Origin of the sequence: Pseudoalteromonas sp. SR41-4 (genome assembly GCF_014163985.1) — a bacterium.
Taxonomy (GTDB): Bacteria; Pseudomonadota; Gammaproteobacteria; order Enterobacterales; family Alteromonadaceae; genus Pseudoalteromonas; species Pseudoalteromonas rhizosphaerae.
This window is the reverse complement of the sequence record NZ_JACJEI010000018.1, coordinates 22584-40270: the sequence shown is the minus strand read 5'-3', so window position 1 is coordinate 40270 and position 17687 is coordinate 22584. Positions and strand designations below refer to the sequence as shown.

Here is a 17687-nt window from a genome sequence, read left to right as displayed (position 1 = left end):
ATAAAATCAATAGGGTAGAAAGCTCATGGGGAAATTCAAACTAAGTGCGTTAATGCTCGCAATGTTTGCAGCCAGCAGTGTATTAGCTGCGGTTGAAAGTGACGCGCAAAGTACCGTAAAAAAACCACAACTAGAAGAAGATCTTGAAGTCATTGAAGTGCGTGGCTTTAGTCGTAGTTTAATCCAATCACTTAATCAAAAACGCTTTACTGATACGGTATCTGAGCAGTTATCGGCGGATGACTTAGGTGCTTTGCCTGATGTATCTATGGCTGATGCGCTCACTCGGTTACCGGGGATCTCAGCGGTACGAACCGGCGGGCAGGCGGCAGAAATCAACATTCGCGGTATGTCCGGTGGATTTGTATTTTCAACTTTAAATGGCCGTGAACAGGTATCAACTAGTGGCAGCCGTAGTATTGAGTTTGACCAATATCCGTCTGAATTGATCAGCTCAGCAGCCGTGTATAAATCACCAAAAGCATCGCTTATCGAAGGTGGTGTTGCAGGTACGGTAGAACTGCAAACAGCTAGCCCGCTTGATAATGATCAGCAACATAAGTTTGTGGTTAACGCCAGAGGTATGTACAACGACCGAGCGTCAGAGGTGAACGATGCCACTGAGTTTGGCGACCGCATTAGTTTTTCCTATCAAGGTAAATATCTTGACGATACTTTAGGTGTCGCACTTGGTTATGCACGGTTATTTCAACCCAGCGTAGCAACACAGTTTATTGGCCTTGCCTATAACGATAATAAAGACGTTGATGGTGTTGCAAATGATACTAATGGCCCCGAACTTAAACCTGAAAATGAGTATATCAGCGAAGGTTTTGAGCTTCAGCATTTAGGTGGAGAAGAAACCCGTAACGGTTATATGGCGGCGATTGAATGGGCACCGGTGGATAATTTTAAATTAAAAGGGGACGTGTTTTTATCACGCTTTGATACTGAGTCATTTGCCCGTGGGTTACGAGTGAAATTAGGTGGCCCAACGGCCACTTATACAAACGCTCAGCTAGAGGGAAATTCAGTAGTTGGTGCCTCTGTTAATCGTACTTCAAAAGGCTACACTCGCGTTGAAATTGTGAATGATGATAACCAAGACTTTGATGAAGTAGATAGCTACGGTGTTAACGCCGATTGGCAAGTGACAGAACGTTTAAACGTTAATGTTGATGTGTCGCTGTCACGGGCTAAAAGTAACTTTCGCAATGGCTTATTGTGGGCGTTGGTTGCCGAAGACGCCTCAGCCGAAGAACCTGTGTTAGATAAAAACGTATCAATAAACTACCAACTTAATGGTTTAAATTTACCTGATGTAGGCTTTAATCAAGCGGCTGCATTTAGCGATATCGACCGAGTAATGGTTAGTAAATACGGTATTTACCCTTATCAAAATGAAGATGAAGTAAGCGCTTATCGCCTTGATTTTAAATACGAGCTGAATAACAGCTGGTTTAGCTCTATTGAATTTGGCGCGCGTTATTCAGATCGTGAATACAGCAATAACCGCTCAGTATTTGAATACGGTAATGATGGTGATTTTTCAGTGAGTGAGCCGCCACTGCGTTTAACCAATGACATGGTAAATGTTGTTGACTGGGAAGGTGACTTTAGTTATTTCCCATCATATTTGGCGATTGATTTAGACAAAGCGCTTAATGCTTGGTTTCCTGAAGGCGCACCGGAGCCAGTTAAAACCTGGGGTAACGCCGATGGCGTTGTCGATCTTGATGGTGATGAAATACCTGATACACAAGGCTATACCACTAACTACTCATGGACCATGTTACAAAGTGGCTCAGTATATGAGGAAGTGCTTTCAGCGTACGCCATGCTTAATATTAATACTGAAATTGGTACTATGCCGGTACTGGGTAATATTGGTATTCGCCGTGTTGATACCGACCAATCGGCCACTATTTTAGAAAATGTTAATGGTGATTTATCACTCGGTGCACAAAACATTACCGACAGTATCGGCATCATAAATCAAAATTATTTACCTAATGTACTTGGCACAACTTATACCGATTATCTGCCATCCCTTAATTTAAACTTTCAGCTAACGGATAACACGCAATTACGCTTTGCGGCGGCTAAAGTAATGTCGCGCCCACCGATTAATCGCCTAGCGGGGGACGCCAGTGCGCAAGCTGATAAAACCAGTGGCAAAATTAACGGCTCAAGTACCAATAATCCATTCTTAAAACCATTTTATGCCGACCAATACGATATCTCTTACGAGCATTATTTTGATGAGTCAGATGGTGCGCTAGTGATCGCAGGTTTCTATAAAAACATCGATTCGTTTATCGATACCATCGCCATTGAAGGGTTTGACTTCAAAGGTAATGGCTTTAACGTCCCTGACTATATAGAAAATCCAGTCAGTGGTGAGCAAGTTGCCACAACTAACGGCACTTACACAACGGCGGTAAATAACGCCAATGGCGGTTATATTCGCGGTATTGAACTTGCCTACACGCAAGTATTTTCGTTTTTACCCGCGCCGTTTGATGGCCTTGGGTTTAACGGTAGCTATTCATACACCGAGAGCGAAGTTGAATCTATCACCAGCTTAGGTGGTGAAACGGTTACACAAGGTTTACCTGGTTTGTCTAAAAACGTGTTAAACGGCACTTTATTTTACAGCTTAGATAATTTTGAAACCCGCCTTAATGTGCGTTACCGCTCAGACTTTGTTTCAGAGCAAGTGGCGATCAATGAGCAAGTGGTTAATTTTGATGCCGAGACCGTGGTCGATTTTCAAACCTCTTATCAATTTACAGACTCATTTGGCATGTTGCTACAGGTTAATAATCTTACTGATGAACCAACCCAAAGTTACTTTGGCAATGAAAACATCACCGGTACTACCCAGTACTTTGGTCGTCAGGTTTATTTAGGTTTTACCTATAGCCACTAATAGCAAATTGGAGCATAAATAATGAATAAAATAACTAAATTGACTCATTTGCTATTAGCAGTGAGCTTAACACTACTGTTTGGCTGTGGAGGCTCAGGCAGTAGCGATGTAAAAGCAGGCCAAGCCTTATTGACTTGTGATGTACCGCAAGTCCCTAATGCAACAGGCACTCAATGCGTTGATCCTGAACCTATCTCTTGTGACGCACCGCGGTTTCCAGATGCAAATAATGAAAGCTGTACCAGTGGCTATAACCCCGACTTACCAGACCCTGTGGTATTTGCAGGCGAAGGTGAGGCTATTTTATTTTATAAACGTGATAAGAATGAAGGGTACGAAGGCTATCGTTTACACTCTTGGAATACCGACGGCTGTGATGCTTACGCGCCGCCGTTTGATGCCACCGATTGGGCTAATGGCCATGAATATAATGGTGTCGATCCAAACTATGGAGCTTATTGGATTGTCGCGCTAAAAGACGGTTATACCGAGTGCGCTAATTTTATTATTCATATTGGCACAGAAGGTTCAGGTAAAGCCCATGGTGATGTGGATTTAACCATGCCACTGATGCAGGACGACGAGCGTTTTGTACGTATGAACTTTACCTTTGACGGTGAGCCAACAGTATTTGAATACCCAGTAGAAGCGCTTGGCGAAAGCCCCGTTGCAATTGACGGTGCATCAGCACACTGGATTGATTTAAATACTGTGCTGTATAAGCCAAGTAATGAGCTTACGCAGATTATTAAGCTGCATTCATCAGCTGCTGCCGATTTGGTTGTTGATGTTGATACTGGCTTAAATGGTGAAACAGTTGAATTAATGGCAACGAGTTTAACCGATGCACAAGCAGCGAAAGTACCGCACTTAACAGATTGGACTGCCTATCAAGGTAATTGGGATGCCGCTACTGCAAAACAACTTATAAAACAACAGCTCGTTTTAGCGGGCTACGATGCAGAAGGCAAGCTACTTGAAGCAAGTTTTGTGCAAACCGCCAAAGCCCTTGATGCACTTTACACCCAAGGTGAAAACGACGCAAATGAAGCCATGCTAGGCGTGCATTATAATAACAATGCAATTGATGTTTCAGTATGGGCACCAACCGCTAGCAATATGATGCTTAATGTATTTGACGCCGATAAAGCACAAGTACATAGCACTGCCATGACGTTAGACAGCAATACAGGTATTTGGTCAGTGAGTTTAGACAGCAAATACGACCGTCATTATTACCGCTATGCGTTTGATGTTTACCACCCTACTACTCAAGCGATTGAAAGTTTATGGAGTACCGATCCTTACTCACTGAATGTATCAAGCAATGGCCTGTATTCGCAGTTGATCAACTTAAATGATGACGATACCAAACCACAAGGCTGGGATGAGCGCAGTGTACCAACAATTACCAACCCGGAAGATGCCATTATCTATGAAGGTCATGTACGTGATTTTAGTATTCGCGATACGTCAGTAAGCGCAGCAAACCAAGGTAAATATTTAGCATTTACTGAGCTTGAAAGCATCCCTATGCAGCACCTTAAGCAACTAGCTGACAAAGGTTTAACGCATTTTCACTTACTCCCTGTAACAGACATTGGCACCATTGAAGAAGATGCGGATAAGCGCGTTGAAATCACTGACACCCTAGGTAAGTTATGTGAGCGAATAGACGATGCCGCCGATGCTTGTAAAATCGAAAATAAAAACAGCATCATTGCTGATTTAATGCAAAGCTACTTTCCGGGTTCTGATGATGCTCAAGCACTTGCCAGCGCGATGCGTGATTTAGACGGTTTTAACTGGGGTTACGACCCGCATCACTTTATTGCCCCAGAAGGTTCGTATGCATCAAGCAGTGAAGGGGTTGCCCGGGTTAAAGATACACGCGCCATGGTACAGTCACTTCAAGAGATCGGCCTTCGCGTGGTTCTTGATGTGGTATACAACCATACAACGTCATCAGGCATTTGGGAAAAATCAGTGTTTGATAAACTCGTGCCGGGTTATTACCACAGATACAGTGAAATAACGGGGGATATCGAGCGTTCAACCTGTTGTGAAAACACAGCGACTGAACATGTGATGATGGACAAGTTTGTTAGCGATTCACTGGTCATTCTTGCCCGTGATTTTGGTTACGACAGCTTTCGCTTTGATGTTATGGGGCACATGCCTAAATCATCAATTTTAGCAGCGCGTGAAGCGGTGCAAGCTGTTGACCCTGACAACTACTTTTATGGCGAAGGCTGGAATTTTGGTGAAGTCGCTAATAACCGATTGTTCACTCAAGCTAAGCAAGCTGATATGGCAGGCTCTGAAGTTGGCACATTCAATGACCGCATCCGTGAGGCTGTGCGCGGTGGTGCTATGTTTAGCAATAACCCGACCGATGGTAATTTAGCGGACCAAGATACTCTGCGTTTATCACTGGCGGGTAATTTACAAAACTATATCCTGAAAGACTTTAAAGGTAATTCGGCAAAAGGTAATAGCTTTAGCTGGAATACTCAGCCGACGGCTTATGCTTTAGACCCTGCTGACAGCATTAACTACGTATCAAAGCACGATAACGAAACCTTATGGGATCAACTGCAATATAAACATGCAACAAGTATGAGTATTGAGCAACGAGTGCGTGCGCATAATATGGCATTAGCAATTCCATTAGTAAGCCAAGGTATCCCGTTTATGCAACTTGGGGCTGATTTACTACGCTCAAAATCAATGGATCGTGACAGCTACAATGCAGGGGATTGGTTTAATGCGGTAGATTTAACGAAAGAAAATAATAATTGGAATATTGGTTTACCTAATGCTGAGAAAAACCAACAGAAATGGCCTGAAATCATTAAGGTCTCAGGTAATCCACAAGCTGCTGCACAGCCGCAAGATATAGCTTACGCAGGGGATGTGTTCCAAGAGTTTTTAGCTATTCGTAGTAGCAGCCCATTATTTAGATTAACCACAGAGCAAGATGTTATTGACCGTGTAGGTTTTCACAATGTTGGTAAAAACCAGCAACATGGTTTGATTGTAATGAGCATTGATGACGGTCAAGGTTTTGCAGATTTAGATAACCAAGTTGACGCGCTCGTAGTAGTAATTAATGCAACTGAGCAAGCGCTTTCACATACAGTACCAACCGCTGCTGGGTTTGAATTACATCCAATACTTAAAAACAGCACCGATAGCAGTATGTCTGGAGTGAGTTTTACTGCCAGTGAAACCGACGGTACATTTACAGTCCCAGCTTATACAATCGCGGTATTTGTAAAACCACAAGGCGAGAACCAAGGTGTAGGCTTAAGTGCGAATGCAACAGTGGGCGCGCCAGACGTAGTGCCTTTTGGCAGCACCACAGTATATGTGCGAGGTAGTTTAAATGATTGGGGCACAGCTGACAGCTTTGAGTATATGGGCAATGGTGAATACCGTATCGCTATTACTTTAACTGCGGGAGATTATGAATTTAAAATTGCCTCTGAAGATTGGTCGAGTGTGGATTTTGGCGCGCTGTCTGATGCTGATAAAGCAGTGTTGGAAAATCAAACCGAGCCTTTAATGCGCAGTGGCGCGAATATGACCTTTAATGCCGCAATTGATGCAACTTATGTATTCTCGTTTGATGCCAGCGATAAAGACAATCCAACGCTGAGAATTTATAACGAAGAACGATTCGTTGGCACGCCTGTATTTGTTCGTGGCAGCTTAAATGAATGGGGCACCAGTGATGAGTTAATCTATCAAGGTAAAGGCGTTTATACCTTTACTAAAATTCTCAGTAAAGGTAGTTATGAATTTAAAATTGCTTCTGAAGATTGGGATACCGTTGATTATGGTTCCGGTGAAGCGGATGCAATCGTAACCGTTGCCGAAGATAAGTTATTAGCTGTTAAAGGCGCTAATATGACGATGGATGTTGCAACCGAGGGCGAATATCAGTTCATTTTTGATGCCAGTGATTTGAATGCACCCACGCTGAGTGTATTTAATGCGCAAATGTTTGCAGACACTCAAGTTTACTTACGTGGCAGCTTAAATGGCTGGGGTACCGACAACCCCCTAATCTATCAAGGGAATGCTATTTATAGTACATCACTTGATTTAGATGCCGGTGATTATGAGTTCAAAATAGCCTCTGAAGATTGGAACACTGTGGACTACGGCGGCAAAGGTGAATCTCCACAGGTTATAGTTGGCGAGCAAAGTTTGCTTGAAGCTGTAGGGGCAAATATTAATGTAGCCATTGCTGACGCAGGCAATTATACCTTTACGGTTATTGGCCCTAATCGTAATAATGTGCAGGTACTGATCAATAAGAACTAAGCATTAATACACTTTATAAACAATCAGAACCGAGTATCCTAGATGCTCGGTTTTTTTATGATCAAATTGCAGCCTAGGCAAAGTTAGCGTAATTTATAATCATAATACGATTATGGGTAACTACGATGTCAGAAGCTATGTTAAAAAGTGCTACGTTTGATCCTAAAATAAAGCCTTATTGGTTAATTTTTGCAGTATGTGCAAGCACCTTAGGAGTTGTGACTATTCCGCTTATCCCGGTAATAGTACTGATTGTTTGGATTGTAAGTGGCAGTATATTAGCCGCTATGTCGGCTCAATTACTTGAGCGTAAACTGGTAGTAAAGCGCGGTGTATTTTTCAAAGAAGAAAAGTCCATCCCACTTGAAAAAATAACTGACGTCGGGTTAAGCCAAGGCCCGTTGATGCGTTTATTTGGTTTATATCGACTAAGCTTTGAAACCGCAGGTCAGTCTGGTCATGGCGCATTAGTATCGTTACTTGGGGTAGTTGATGCCAGTGAGTTTCGCGAGGCAATCTTAACTCAAAAAGATAATCTAACCGCACAGCAACCAACAAAAGCGAACAGTGATGAGCCACAAAGCCAAGTTGAGCTAATACGCGCACTTACTTACAGTGTGAAAAATATTGAACAAATGTTAGTGACGTTATTGGATGAGCGGAAATAGTTAGATATGAGTAATCCTATTTTGCTTTAAGGAACATATGGAAAATACACCTTATATTAAGCTGTTTCGTAGGAAGACTCTGATACCAAGATTCATTGTTTTATTCTCGGTGCTTGTAGTTATTTTTCTAGCAAGCTTTTTATTTTTTACGGTTAATAGCCCTGAATCAAAAGCTAAAAACTTTCTCAAAAAACACGAGAATGATTTGGAGCACGCCATTTTACTTGCAGAGCAAAGGGATCTTCAGGCTGTACAATGGATTGATGATAAAAGTGGTGAGCGTTTCGCGCATAAGTTAATAAGAAAAAAGGCAGTAAAGAATTCGTGAAGGTGACCGATTCAAGTTTGGATGAGCTCACTGAGTTTTTACTGAATAAAAATATAGATGTTCTTTGGATTCAATATTTTCAGGGTGTTTGGTTGATTAGAAAAGCATTTACCTTTTCATACCAGGATAGGCAACAAAAAGGTTATTTTGTTTTTGGTAACCCTGAGAAAATAGGTTTATGTGTGCTCGGTTACGGTGCTAAAGATTATGGTAAGTACGAACATGTAACTGGCAATTGGTATATGGCAATGTGCGAGTATCCGCAAATTAATACAGTGCTACGCCAATGTATTCACTAAACAGAGAGCTTAAGTTTACATTCGATAACCGAAGACTATTACATTAACTATCATTGGTTCCTGTTGTTTTAACCCTCCCAAAGTGTCTTATGCTATTAGCTCAAATTATCTCTAAACCCCTTGTTTTGTACCTTTTGTGGGTGTAATTTAAAGCGATTTTATCTGAAAAGGATGCAGTTTTATTAGGGTTCAAAGTAGTTGATTTCTAATAGGGCTCTAATTTCGTAGCATATATTTGTGCTACACAAACACATGGAGAGAAGTTAAATGGCTAGTAAAGAGTCAACCGCAGTGATTTGGATGTTGTCAGATTCATTTATCTTAAGTGTGATGTTACTAATCGGTGGTTTTTTAGGTAAAGCTATCAGCCCATTCCAAGTTGTCTTTTTGGTTAATGTAATTGCAGCTTTTGCGGCCATTATATTATTCTCGAAAGGCAAATGGGAAAATATCAAACCCCAAAAAATGAAGCTACATATTTTCAGAGGACTGCTTGGTGTTAGTTCAACAATATGTTTGTTTTATGCTCTGCAATATCTAAGTTTAGCGGAAGTAACCGCGATTAACTTTTTTGTGCCACTTATAACGTCCATTTTGTCGGTGTTTATCTTTAGAGAAAAACCAAAAGCCTATGTCTATATCGCTATTATTTTGAATTTAGCTGGAGTGATGATGCTGCTTTCTCCAAAACTAATGGCGAGCCAAGTAACGCAGCAAAACCTCTATCTAGGATTGATCTTTGCACTGTCAGCGGTAGCTATTTTAGTCATTTATAATATTAATTTAAAGAAAATAGGCAATGCAGAGAAAGTTGTGCCTCAAATGGTTTTTGCTCCCCTCTATTCGGCGATTATCTTATTACCCGTCGCTATTTTTGTGTGGAAACCTTTAGATACAAATAGTGCTCTACTAATTATGCTATATGGTGGGCTCCTTATTACTAAACTTGCAGCACGTTTTTTCGCTTTTAATAAAAGTGACTTATCTAAGCTAATGCCGCTTGAATATGCGCAAATTCTATTTTCTAGTATTTTGGGCTACATTTTTCTTCAACAAACTCAAACTTTATTGGGTATCGCAGGCATTGTATTGATCGTGCTATCAAGTATCGCTCATGTTTTATTCATGCACTTTGAGAGGAATAGCGACACTAAGAATATGAAAGGAATTACCAATGATTAAAGTCTTAACGCAAAAATTCCGGCGATCAAGTGATCGCCGGGCTGTTTTAATCTTTCATCTAAAGCTTTTTCCTAGCACCTAGAATCTTTACCCTTGTATTACTGGCTGACCTGCTAGCATACGTAGTTCTTTACTGCGCTCGGTTTGCATTTCGTATGAAGCGGTTTTAATGCTGCTCACGTAATTCCACTTAGCGGTGGCTTGCTCTGGGGTAAAAGTAACGGTTAAGTAGCCACGATCTACGAGGTTGTTATAGATTAAATCATTAACCAATAATGGGATTACTTGCTCCATTTGTGCGGTTGCTTCTGGCCCTTGCGTATTCAGTGCTAGATATTCTTCAAGACCAGGCGAAGACACAGAAGAGGTAGCAAATTCTACACCGGCATTTTGTGACGCTGCAATTGGGTTTGCAGCATCAGTAACTAATTGCCCAGCCCAACCGTTATGAGTATCACCCGCTAAAACCACTAAGTTCTTTTGTGCGGCAATGGCAGTACCAAGCAGCACTTCACGTTCGTAGGCGTAACCATCCCATGCATCTAAATTGTATGGTGCAGTAGTATCAACTCGAGCGCGTTCGGCATCAGTAACACTTGGATCGCCTGCAAGCACGCGGCCTTTGATTTGTGCAAGTTCAGCAAATAATGCCGATGCTTGTGCTAATAATGCATTTGTGTCGCCGCCATTTGCTTGACTTATTTGTAAGCTCACTAGTAGTTGCAGTACTTCAAACGGCAAATGCATTTTGGTCATCAGTACTTGTTGGCCAAGTACCTGCCATTTTGAGTTTGATGTTGTCATGCCATCAGTGAGCCATGTTAGCTGCTCATTGCCAAGTAATGCGCGCGATGGTGAGCTTAGTGCGTTTGCAAAATCACTTTGTCCTTGTGCACTGGTTAGGTCAAAATCAGCATAGTTTAGCTGTTCATCACGGGCGAGTACACGCGTGTCTAGCATGTATAAAGAGACTAAATTACCAAACTCAAAGCGACGGTAAATTCTTTCTTTATCAGCTACATTACGAATTGGCATCCATTCAAAATAGGCCTGTAGGGCATGTAGCTTACGTTCGCTAAATTCACCTTCGCCTTCATTATGGTTTTCTGCGCCATTTCGCCATGTGTCATTGGTAATTTCGTGGTCATCCCACACAGTAATAAATGCACAGTTACTATGCGCAGCTTGTAAGTTTGAATCAGTACGATAGTGGGCATAGCGGTTACGGTAATCAGCTAAGCTAATTATTTCGTCACTGTTATCTTCTGGCAGTAAACGGCCTAAAATACCAGCATCTTCAGTAGCGTAGCCATCATTGCCGTATTCATAGATGTAATCACCTAAATGCAATACAGCGTCTATGTCTGTTTGCTTGGCTATTTCACCATACACATGGAAAAAGCCTGCGGGGTAGTTGGCACACGATATAACAGCAAATTTCACTTTATCAATGCTGCCTGTTGGTAGTGTTTTACCTGCACCAATAGGTGAGGTTTTGCCATTCGATTTAAAGCGATAATAGTAAGTGGTGTTGGCGTTTAAGCCTTGTAAGTCGACTTTTAGGGTGAAGTCTGTAGCTGCACTTATATGTGTTTCACCATTGTGGCTGATATTAGCAAAGTTAGGGTCGGTTGCTGCTTGCCATTGTACTTTAATGCTGGTGGTTGTTGGATCTAGAGGGGTTACACGAGTCCACAGAATTAGGCTGTCAGCTAATGGATCACCACTGGCAACACCATGAACAAAGCTCACGTCAAGAATGTCGTCATCTTCATCGTCAAACCGACAAGCTGTTAATCCTAATGATAAAACGGCGACACCAAATCCTGCCGCCGAGGCTTTTAAAAAATTTCTTCGCGTAAACGTCATTGCTCTGTACCGCTAAATTTAAAAGTAAGAGCTTATCCGACCAGTATGACTTTTATGTGAAGCTGTTATGCCAATTGCATTAAAATACTTGGCAAACCTGTTCTGCATTACAGGTAATAACGGTGACGTTTTCATAACCAACGCGGGTAAGTGCTTCAGCGCTTAATGTTGCGCGTGCGCCACTGGCGCAGTGTAAGTAAATTGGCCGAGCTGGGTCTTTTTCGATTTCCATTAACTTCATTTCTAGTAAACCTCGGGGAATATTAATTGCGCCGATAGCTGCTTTTGCCGCATGTTCGGCGGGTTCACGTACGTCAATTAATAGCCCTTTGTTGTCAGCAATTTCTTGCTTGGCCTGTGTAGCCTCAATGCGGCGTTGATTTGGCGTAATTATTTTCATTAGATCTGGGATTGAAGTAAGCATGTTATTCCTCGAAACCTAGTTTTTTTAAAAGAGTGATCATCGGGCACCATTTACTAAATGCTGATTGAATTAAGTTTAGAGCAATAAACACTGTAAACCAAATCCACAATGGATCATGAAATTGCTGTAGTAACAATGATATGCAAATCATTACACCTGCTATCAAGCGAAGAGCATCGTTTAGTTTCACGGTTAACCTTAGTAATAGTGACTGTTACTATTTAATATATTAGATAAAGCTACATTAGTAAATTATAATATTAGACTTTTCTAATATAGCTAACTATAATCTGCTGTACTTTGAATATAAGAGTGGAACTATGACTATCGACTTTGCAGCTATGGCTAATAACGTAGAGCATGCTGAGCAGCTATTAAAAATTTTAGCAAATAAAAACCGTTTAATGATTTTGTGCTCTTTGCAGGGGCGTGAAATGAGTGTTTCTGAATTAAATGCGGCTGTACCACTGGCACAGTCTGCTTTATCGCAGCATTTGGCTGCACTACGAAAAGCAAATATTGTTAGTACTCGTCGCGAAAGCCAGACCATCTATTATCGGGTGATTAACGACAACGCACAGGCTATGTTAGCCACGCTCTATGGTTTATTTTGTAAGGAATAACCAAATGGATAAGCTCGACAGTGCAGTAAAAAATAGTCTTAACGGGCGTATTCCTATCATTATTTTTGTAATGGCTGTGTTGCTTGGCATTATGGCTTTACAGCAAACTCCCCGTGAAGAAGAACCGCAAATAGTGGTGCCGATGCTGGATATTTATGTCTCAGCTCCTAACATTGAAGCTCCCGAAGTGGCAAGGCTGGTCACGCAACCACTCGAGAAGTTATTGGCGCAATTACGCGGTGTTGAGCATATTTATTCAACCACACAAAGTAATGGCACTGTGGTGACATTGCGCTTTACTGTGGGTCATGATCGTGAACAAGCAATCCTCGATACTTACGCCAAACTATATAGTTATCAACATACCATGGCGTCAGTTATTAGCTCATGGCAGGTGCGCCCGGTCGAAGTAAATGACGTGCCGATTGTGATGCTAGGCTTATTTAGTAAAGATCCTAAATTATATAACGACTATGAGTTAACCCGTTTTGCTAACGAAATTGCGAATAGTTTACAGCGCATAGAAAACACCAGTGAAGTTAAAGTGATTGCTGGGCGCCAACGCACTTTAACGGTCAATTTAGATGCGACGGCCCTAGCAGCTCATCAAACTACGCTCAGCGATATTTATTATGCACTGAGTGTATCTAATCAATTATCTCAGGTTGGCAGTGTTGTTAATGCAGAGCAACAAATCATGCTACAAGCTGGTGATGTGTTACGAACAAAAGCCGCGATTGAGCAGCTTGTTGTAAATGTTATTAACGGCAAAAGTGTTTATTTAAAAGATATTGCAAAAGTACTCGATGGACCAAGTGAGCCTGAAAATTATCAGTGGCTAGCGCAATCTGATACCACACAAGAGCATCCTTTAGTCACCTTAAGTGTTGCTAAAAAAGCGGGCACAAATGCAGTCGCGGTCGCAAATGATGTACACGCAATGATGGCTGATTTAAAAACTAATTTTTTACCTTCGCAAATAGATTACACAATACTTAGAGATTACGGGCAAACCGCTAACGAAAAAGTGAATAACTTAACCTCAAGCTTAGTGTTTGCGGTATTTACCGTAGTGATTTTTGTTGGCGTGTTCTTAGGCTGGCGACCCGCTATCGTTGTTGGTTTAGCTGTGCCAATTTGTTATGGCATAACCTTAAGCCTCGATTTTGCGTTTGGTTACACCATCAACCGAGTAACGTTATTTGCATTGATATTATCACTGGGCTTGCTGGTGGATGATCCGATAACGGGCATTGATAATATTAGCCGTTTTTTACAAAACAAAGGCAATAAAAAACAACAGATTGTCGCTGCAATGAGCGAAATACGTGGTGCATTATTAATGTCGACACTGACCATCATGGTGGCTTTTATTCCTTTGGCTTATATCACTGGCATGATGGGCCCATATATGGCACCAATGGCATTTAATGTGCCTGTAAGCGTGATGGTCTCAACCATTGTGGCATTCTTTGTAACTCCTTGGCTTGCCATGAAGTTATTAAAAGAACCGGTTGTTGAGCACAATGATTTAACTTCCCCTAAAGTAGCTATTTATGAACGCTTATTAACGCCTTTACTGGCCAGTAAAGGGCGCGCAAAACTGATTTTATGGGCAACCTTAGGATTATTTATTATCAGTGCATTGCTGCCCGTGATGCGAATGGTGCCGCTGAAGTTATTGCCGTTTGATAATAAAAATGAACTACAAGTACTGATAGATATGCCCGAGGGGACGAATCTGGAGCAAACAACACTGACCGTTCGTAAAGTACAAGCTATAACATGGCAGCTTAGTGAAGTAAGTGAAATAGCTGCGTATGTTGGGCAACCATCAAGCATGGATTTTAATGGTATGGTGCGCGGTTATTATCGCCGTGAGGCCGCTAATTTAGCTGAGCTTAGAGTATTACTATTAGACAAAGCGCAGCGCGAGCAACAGTCTCATGGTGTCGTGATGCGTTTACGTAAACAGCTTGAGCCATTGGCCGTTAATGGCATTGTGATAAAAGTGGTTGAAGTTCCACCCGGGCCGCCAGTATTTAGCACCTTAGTGGCTGAAGTGTATCGTGATCCGTTTGTTGATACGCAAACCCACCATCAAGCGGCTCAACAAGTTGCACAACGACTGAAGCAAGAGCCCCATGTGGTTGAAGTTGATACAAGTATTGCAGCCACGGCACCGATGCAGCGCTTTATTACCGATAAAGCCAAGGCGGCTTTGTCGGCGGTATCAACACAAGATATTGCCAATACATTAACGATTGCATCTGCGGGTAAAAATGTGGGTGTAATGTATGTCAGTGGTGAAACGCAGCCCGTTGAGATCAAAATGCAATTACCATATCAGCAGCGAAACCAATTAGCGCAACTGCTTGCTATACAAATCAGAGGTGATAGAGAGCTGGCAAAATCAACTAATGAGTTTGGTTTAACTAGTGCGCCACGACCGTTGGTGGCTTTATCTGAGCTGGGTGAATTTCATAACCTAAATGTCGCAAAACCGATTATGCGTAAAGACCAACGCGAGGTTGTATACGTGATGGCAGAGCTTAATGGCCGTACTCCTGCAGAAATCATTGCGGACGTAAACGCTGATTTAAATGTAAGTAGCGATGATTTTGAGCAAACAAATTGGTTAGCCCGCAGCTTTTTTAATAACGGTGGAACTCAGGCTTGGCAATTACCACAAGGCACGCATGTAACGTTTAGTGGTGAAGGTGAATGGCGGATCACAATTGATGTGTTTAGAGATATGGGAATTGCGTTTGCTTTTGCGTTAACCGCCATTTTTATTATTTTACGAATACAAACGCAATCTGCCAGTTTATCACTGATTATTATGTCGGCTATTCCACTTACTGTGATTGGTATTATGCCGGGTTTTTGGTTATTAAATCAGTTTGGTGAGCGCTCCATAGCCGGTGCTCCAGAGCCTGTGCTATTCACCGCAACAGCGATGATCGGCATGATAGCACTTGCTGGTATTGTGGTGCGTAACTCGCTTATTTTAGTTGAGTTTATTAATCAAGCTCGCGGGCAAGGGATGGCAATAAAAGCGGCATTGATTGCCGCAGGCACAACGCGGATGCGGCCAGTATTACTGACTGCTGGCACAACTTTATTAGGCAACTTAGTGATTACGTTAGACCCCGTATTTAGTGGTCTTGCTATCGCTATTATTTTTGGCATTGTGGCATCAACATTGTTTTCGTTGTTTGTGGTGCCGCTAGTTTATTATTTAGTGTTTGCGAACACACAAACAACCGAGGATGAAGCTCATGCAAGGTAAATCAAAACTGTTCGGCTCAATCATTGCGTTGTTAGTGATTATTGTTGCTGTGCTTTATATGGCAGGCAGCTTTTCAAATAAACAAGCCGCAGGAAATAAACCCGTATTAGCAACGACATATGAGGGAAAAGTCGCTACCGTTGAGCTGACGGCGATCAAGCGCAGTGAAGATGTTCCCGGTACTGTGATTGCAAAACAAAACACGCAAATTTCGTCACGAGTGATGGCACAAGTGGAACGTTTAAATGTACGTGCTGGTGATAGTGTTGTGCAAGGCGATGTTCTCATTACTTTGCAGCAAGACGATTTTAAAGCGCAATTGGCACAAAGTGATGCGCAAATAAAAGCCATTCAAGCGTCACTTACACAAGCTGATAAACAGCTTAAGCGCGTAACTGACTTATATTCACAAGGGTTGGTATCGGTTAGTGATAATGATGAGGCTAAAGCGAAATTTGATAACTTAACCGCAAGCTTAGCTGTTGCCAAGCAACAGCAAACCCAAGCACAAGTCGCACTTGAATTTACCCGTATAAAAGCGCCCATTTCTGGAGTTGTTGTAGAGCGGTTAGTTGAACCAGGTGATACCGCAGTGCCTGGTTCACCTTTATTGGCACTTTATAATCCACAACAATTACAGCTTGAATTTAATGTGCGAGAACGTCAGGCAATTAGCCTCACACTGGGTCAAAGCTTAACGGTCAGTTTGCCTTCACTTAATATAACCGCTGTTGCGGTGGTGAGTGAAATTGTTCCGATTGCCGATAGTGCTGCACGTAGTATGTTAATTCGTTTAGAGTTGCCAACACAATCAAACTTGATGCCTGGTTTATATGCACAGCTTCACTTGCCACTGGATACCGAGCAAGGAATTTTAATTGAGCCAAGTTGGGTGCATGAGTACGGTCAATTAGCCATGGTATATGTTATTAACGAGCAAAAGATTGAGCGCCGCTTTGTTCGTTTAGGGGAGGTGATTAATGCTAAACAGCATATTATCGCCGGGCTTAACGCCGGCGACACATTAGCGGTGGATTTTAAACCTAAATGAAGGTCGCAACTTCATCGAGTGATTTTTTCACCAAGGCATGATTAGGAACAGTAGCATCATCACTTGGGTAACCGGCAATGAGCAGCATATAGGGGCGTTCGTTGTCTTTGTCGCGGCCACAAATGTCGGTTAAAAAGCTCATTGGTTTAGGTGTGTGAGTTAGTGTTGCAAGCCCTGCGCGATGTAATGCTTGAATTAAAAAGCCGGTGGCAATACCGACTGACTCATGCACATAGTAGTTGGTGTTTTTATCATCAGTATTTAAGCCGCCTTTCTTTTGGCTGAATACGGCAATTAGCCAAGGTGCATGCTCTAAATAAGGTTTGCTGGCATCAGTGCCTAATGGCTTTAGAGCATCTAACCACTCTTCACCAGCGCGGCCTTCATAAAATGAGCGTTCTAATTTCTCGGCTGCTTCACGAATTTGCTTTTTCACATCACTACTATTAATTGCTACAAAATGCCACGGTTGGTGGTTTGCACCACTTGGTGCTGTAGCTGCGGCTTTAATGCAGGTTTGAATAATATCTTTTGGCACCGGTCGGTCGCTAAAACTACGAATTGTATGACGACGCTGGCTTGTCGTTAAAAACTCATTAGCGCGTTCAAGCATCTGTTCATGTGGATATTCAATAAAGTCTGTAAGTGGTTGGTGGTCATGTTGCTGCATGGCTTTTCGCTTCTTAT

13 protein-coding genes are annotated in these 17687 nt (G+C 42.1%); 9 read left to right on the top strand and 4 right to left on the bottom strand.

The features are described from left to right. The first annotated feature begins 25 nt into the window (after positions 1–25). The 6 genes from H5180_RS14790 (at position 26) to H5180_RS14765 (ending at position 9741) form a co-directional block, all read left to right on the top strand. On the top strand, positions 26–2932 hold the full coding sequence (locus tag H5180_RS14790; protein ID WP_182758471.1) for a TonB-dependent receptor: 2907 nt from the start codon (positions 26–28) through the stop codon (positions 2930–2932). A gap of 21 nt (positions 2933–2953) precedes the next feature. After that, the gene (locus tag H5180_RS14785) at positions 2954–7264 is read left to right on the top strand and encodes an alpha-1,6-glucosidase domain-containing protein (RefSeq protein WP_182758470.1); all 4311 of its coding nucleotides are present in this window, start codon (positions 2954–2956) and stop codon (positions 7262–7264) included. A 125-nt stretch (positions 7265–7389) separates the two neighbouring features. Then, positions 7390–7932: a PH domain-containing protein gene (locus H5180_RS14780; protein ID WP_064668490.1), complete on the top strand. Its 543-nt coding sequence runs from the start codon at positions 7390–7392 to the stop codon at positions 7930–7932. A gap of 37 nt (positions 7933–7969) precedes the next feature. Beyond that, positions 7970–8260 carry a hypothetical protein gene (locus H5180_RS14775; protein ID WP_182758469.1) on the top strand — a complete coding sequence of 97 codons (291 nt, stop codon included), beginning with the start codon at positions 7970–7972 and terminating at the stop codon, positions 8258–8260. Positions 8261–8262: 2 nt separating this feature from the next. Next, on the top strand, positions 8263–8559 hold the full coding sequence (locus H5180_RS14770) for a hypothetical protein (RefSeq protein WP_182758468.1): 297 nt from the start codon (positions 8263–8265) through the stop codon (positions 8557–8559). Between the two features lie 267 nt (positions 8560–8826). Next, the gene (locus H5180_RS14765) at positions 8827–9741 is read left to right on the top strand and encodes a DMT family transporter (RefSeq protein ID WP_145241963.1); all 915 of its coding nucleotides are present in this window, start codon (positions 8827–8829) and stop codon (positions 9739–9741) included. An 87-nt stretch (positions 9742–9828) separates the two neighbouring features. Here the strand turns inward: H5180_RS14765 and H5180_RS14760 are convergent, their stop codons facing one another. From H5180_RS14760 to H5180_RS14750, 3 genes are all read right to left on the bottom strand, one after another. Continuing rightward, positions 9829–11610, bottom strand: a complete 1782-nt coding sequence (locus H5180_RS14760; RefSeq protein WP_182758467.1) for an alkaline phosphatase — start codon at positions 11608–11610, stop codon at positions 9829–9831. A gap of 79 nt (positions 11611–11689) precedes the next feature. Then, a complete protein-coding gene (locus H5180_RS14755) occupies positions 11690–12034 on the bottom strand; it encodes a rhodanese-like domain-containing protein (protein ID WP_182732369.1) in 345 nt (114 codons plus the stop codon). Between the two features lies 1 nt (position 12035). After that, the gene (locus H5180_RS14750; RefSeq protein ID WP_149983085.1) at positions 12036–12224 is read right to left on the bottom strand and encodes a DUF2892 domain-containing protein; all 189 of its coding nucleotides are present in this window, start codon (positions 12222–12224) and stop codon (positions 12036–12038) included. 130 nt (positions 12225–12354) lie between these two features. On the opposite strand from H5180_RS14750, the gene H5180_RS14745 reads away from it, so the two are divergent. Genes H5180_RS14745 through H5180_RS14735 form a run of 3 tightly spaced genes read left to right on the top strand, consistent with a single transcriptional unit; the run spans position 12355 to position 17000 of the window. After that, entirely contained in the window at positions 12355–12657 is a 303-nt protein-coding gene (locus H5180_RS14745) for a metalloregulator ArsR/SmtB family transcription factor (protein WP_149983086.1), read from the top strand. A 4-nt stretch (positions 12658–12661) separates the two neighbouring features. Beyond that, positions 12662–15949, top strand: coding sequence for an efflux RND transporter permease subunit (locus tag H5180_RS14740; protein WP_182758466.1), 3288 nt, complete (start codon positions 12662–12664; stop codon positions 15947–15949). After that, entirely contained in the window at positions 15939–17000 is a 1062-nt protein-coding gene (locus H5180_RS14735) for an efflux RND transporter periplasmic adaptor subunit (protein ID WP_145241951.1), read from the top strand. The genes H5180_RS14740 and H5180_RS14735 overlap by 11 nt, the downstream gene beginning before the upstream one ends. On the opposite strand, the gene H5180_RS14730 is transcribed toward H5180_RS14735, so the two are convergent. Then, a complete protein-coding gene (locus H5180_RS14730) occupies positions 16993–17670 on the bottom strand; it encodes a nitroreductase family protein (RefSeq protein ID WP_145241949.1) in 678 nt (225 codons plus the stop codon). The genes H5180_RS14735 and H5180_RS14730 overlap by 8 nt on opposite strands. Positions 17671–17687: the final 17 nt, after the last annotated feature.

Bases quoted from the DNA above. Each gene is read 5' to 3' on its own strand.
- H5180_RS14790 (WP_182758471.1), top strand. From the start codon at position 26: ATGGGGAAATTCAAACTAAGTGCGTTAATGCTCGCAATGTTTGCAGCC.
- H5180_RS14785 (WP_182758470.1), top strand. From the start codon at position 2,954: ATGAATAAAATAACTAAATTGACTCATTTGCTATTAGCAGTGAGCTTA.
- H5180_RS14780 (WP_064668490.1), top strand. From the start codon at position 7,390: ATGTCAGAAGCTATGTTAAAAAGTGCTACGTTTGATCCTAAAATAAAG.
- H5180_RS14775 (WP_182758469.1), top strand. From the start codon at position 7,970: ATGGAAAATACACCTTATATTAAGCTGTTTCGTAGGAAGACTCTGATA.
- H5180_RS14765 (WP_145241963.1), top strand. From the start codon at position 8,827: ATGGCTAGTAAAGAGTCAACCGCAGTGATTTGGATGTTGTCAGATTCA.
- H5180_RS14760 (WP_182758467.1), bottom strand. From the start codon at position 11,610: ATGACGTTTACGCGAAGAAATTTTTTAAAAGCCTCGGCGGCAGGATTT.
- H5180_RS14755 (WP_182732369.1), bottom strand. From the start codon at position 12,034: ATGCTTACTTCAATCCCAGATCTAATGAAAATAATTACGCCAAATCAA.
- H5180_RS14745 (WP_149983086.1), top strand. From the start codon at position 12,355: ATGACTATCGACTTTGCAGCTATGGCTAATAACGTAGAGCATGCTGAG.
- H5180_RS14740 (WP_182758466.1), top strand. From the start codon at position 12,662: ATGGATAAGCTCGACAGTGCAGTAAAAAATAGTCTTAACGGGCGTATT.
- H5180_RS14735 (WP_145241951.1), top strand. From the start codon at position 15,939: ATGCAAGGTAAATCAAAACTGTTCGGCTCAATCATTGCGTTGTTAGTG.
- H5180_RS14730 (WP_145241949.1), bottom strand. From the start codon at position 17,670: ATGCAGCAACATGACCACCAACCACTTACAGACTTTATTGAATATCCA.